We start from the raw sequence: 2,419 nt of genomic DNA, 5'->3' as shown, positions 1-2,419 counted from the left end.
GGCGAGGACGGACATCCTGACGAGGGTTGTTCCGCTTGAGCGCGTTTCGCATGCGAAACGCAGGCTGGCCACCGTCGGTGCCGTTCGATGCCTGATATCCACGCCCGCGACCCGGACGACCTGGTGCATGGTCGGGTTCTTGAGTACGCCCGGCGGAGCGGCAAGACGGTTTCGCAGGCCGTGCGGGAGCTTCTGGCGCGCGGGCTCGATGCGTCGTCCGGCGAGGTAATTGATGCGGTTGCGCTGGCGCAGCAGGTTCATGCCCGCATCGCGGCACTCGATGGCCGTATTCCGGCGAATGCTGACTACTTCCGCGCGATGCTCCTCACGCTGCTGGAGGACGTGATGCTGACGCGCCAGATCGCCGCCTTGATGAAGCCGGAGATCGTCCAGAAGGCGCAGCAGAATGCGCGCGCCGCGTTCGATCAGATGGTCCGCGAGGGGACACTCTGACTGTCCTAAGGCGACGGCTACCCTGCGCCCTTGGACGTGAACTGCTGCAGACGCTTGAGCTCAGCCCGTGCTTCACTCAGCAGCTGATTCCAGTCATCCGGCGGATGGCCGGCTTCGAGCATCTTGCGAAACACCCGGTAGGCGTCGTCGCTGCTCTCGTAGGCACGCTTGGTGTCCTCGTCGTTGACCCACGCGAGCACGATCATCTTGCTCGGGGCGTGATACCGAAAGAACAGCCGATACTGCTGAAAGAACTTCGCCCGGAACCAGTGCTTGTGCTCGTCACCGAGCGTTCCGCCTTGCCGGTACTCCGGCCGCGTCGGGTCTTGCGGGATGACCTCAAACGCCAGCTTGGTGATGGCCCCCAGGCGCTTACTAGCGTTCTTTTTGACGTACCCGACCGGGTCCTTTTGCTTCAGTGCCTCGACCTTGTCCGCGAGCGCTTCGAGTTGCGCGAGAAACAGCGGATGGGCGAAGACAGTCCAGCCGTGAATGACCAGCGGTGCCGGCTGGCCGCCGGTCATTCATCGTCCGCCGACAGTGGCGCATCGAGATCGACCTCGATGTCACCGACGAGCGCGTTGAGCCGCTGAACCAGTCCGGCGTCGACAGCCTGCAGACGCTCCGGATGGTTGGCGATGTCGCGCGCGAGGAAGTTCAAAAACTGACCGAGCACCGGATCGGCGGCTTCGCTGTCTTCGGCCCGCGTCAGCACCACTTCTCCGTTCGGGCGGATGATGTAGTGAATCTTGTCGCGCTTGCTCAGGCGCAAGGCGCGCCGAACGGTTTCCGGCACCGTGGTCTGGTAGCGGTCGGTCAAGGTCGATTCGACTTCGAGGGTGGCAGACATGGCGCACTCCGCATCAAAGCAGGATGGATGCAGGCATGGTAATGCAATCGCCTTGTCTTGGCAATGCACTTGCATTGCTGGCCCGCTCGCGCCGCATCGTCGACGCTCTTCAGTCAACGGCCTCGTCCGAATCGGGACAGCGGTATCGATCCAAAAGCGCCAAACCCTTCGACCGTCTGCATGTGAGTCGAGCAAAGAAGTCCCCCGGCGATGCCGGGATGACCCTCCACACACCCCACGCCCAGGGTACGGGCATACAAGCCTAGACAAGTCTTTGACTTGTCTAGGCTTTGCCGTCATACACGGCCGATGCGCCGTGTAGCACGCGCGTGACACGCTTGATTTCTAAGGGCGTGCTCCGCAAGCCCGTGGAAGCCTGTCGCTCAGTCGTCGCCAGCTCGTTGTGCTGCGGCATTGGCCGCAGCGGCGTCCTCGGCTTCGCGTGACGCGCGATCCATCGCCTCTCTCAAGGTTTCACCCGGCCGAACGTCATACAGTTCACGGGCGCGGTAGAGCGTGGGATGCGGCGGAAGCTGGCCGTGCAGCGGATCGTCGTCGCCCTCTTCGATGAAGTAGGGCTCATTGAGGTCGTGCGCGATCTTCGATTCGGGCGGGTGCTTGGGCTGGGTCACCGATTGTCCTCCTTGTCCAACTATAACGCTGTGGGCCGAGGCTCCGGACATCTATAGGCGCCCCGCACCCAACGGCGGCGCGTGTTGCGCCTGGCCATCGGCAGACCTACCAGCGTCCTTCACGGACTCGGATCGGAAGCTCCTGAGCAGTTGATCGAGGTAGCCGCCGACCTTGTGCAGGCGCGACTCCTCGCGACCCTCGATCGCGCTGGTTTTGTCGCCCAGGTAGTGCGCCACGTTGCGTGTGAAATCCTCTGTGCAGTCGGTGAAGAGCTTGATGGTGTCCTTCTGCCGGCTGATGGCAACCAGGAACGCCTTCTGCGAAAACAGCGTGCGCTCGGTGCTTTCCGCGTTGACCAGGACGTGGCTGCGTGTCGCGCCCTGCGACCTGTAGACCGTGCTTGCGTAGGCATGCTCCCAGTGCTGACCGGCGTGCGTCCGGGGATCGAGCGTGCGGCGCTCGCCGGTCTCGGTCTGCACCTCG

Annotated in this window: 4 protein-coding genes and 1 pseudogene; 1 reads left to right on the top strand and 4 read right to left on the bottom strand. The window is 63.3% G+C overall.

Annotated features, from left to right (window positions below):
* Window positions 1–87 precede the first annotated feature (87 nt).
* Window positions 88–453: a hypothetical protein gene (locus C8D93_RS20205; RefSeq protein WP_110267087.1), complete on the top strand. Its 366-nt coding sequence runs from the start codon at window positions 88–90 to the stop codon at window positions 451–453.
* A gap of 17 nt (window positions 454–470) precedes the next feature.
* Here the strand turns inward: C8D93_RS20205 and C8D93_RS20200 are convergent, their stop codons facing one another.
* From C8D93_RS20200 to C8D93_RS20850, 4 genes and pseudogenes are all read right to left on the bottom strand, one after another.
* Window positions 471–977, bottom strand: coding sequence for a type II toxin-antitoxin system YhaV family toxin (locus tag C8D93_RS20200; RefSeq protein WP_110267085.1), 507 nt, complete (start codon window positions 975–977; stop codon window positions 471–473).
* Window positions 974–1,303 (bottom strand): type II toxin-antitoxin system PrlF family antitoxin, encoded by a 330-nt coding sequence (locus C8D93_RS20195; protein WP_110267083.1) that lies wholly within the window; start codon window positions 1,301–1,303, stop codon window positions 974–976. Before C8D93_RS20195 ends, C8D93_RS20200 begins: the two co-directional genes overlap by 4 nt.
* Window positions 1,304–1,686: 383 nt before the next feature.
* Entirely contained in the window at window positions 1,687–1,935 is a 249-nt protein-coding gene (locus C8D93_RS20190) for a hypothetical protein (protein WP_110267081.1), read from the bottom strand.
* Between the two features lie 51 nt (window positions 1,936–1,986).
* Window positions 1,987–2,419: pseudogene (locus tag C8D93_RS20850) on the bottom strand (hypothetical protein); the annotation flags it as partial.

It is taken from the genome of Sinimarinibacterium flocculans (assembly GCF_003201205.1).
Lineage (GTDB): Bacteria > Pseudomonadota > Gammaproteobacteria > Nevskiales > Nevskiaceae > Solimonas > Solimonas flocculans.
Note: the sequence above shows the minus strand (reverse complement) of the source record. Positions and strands in the feature narration are given on the sequence as shown.

Coding starts and splice junctions, on each gene's coding strand:
- C8D93_RS20200 (WP_110267085.1), bottom strand. CDS start 977: ATGACCGGCGGCCAGCCGGCACCGCTGGTCATTCACGGCTGGACTGTC.
- C8D93_RS20195 (WP_110267083.1), bottom strand. CDS start 1,303: ATGTCTGCCACCCTCGAAGTCGAATCGACCTTGACCGACCGCTACCAG.
- C8D93_RS20205 (WP_110267087.1), top strand. CDS start 88: ATGCCTGATATCCACGCCCGCGACCCGGACGACCTGGTGCATGGTCGG.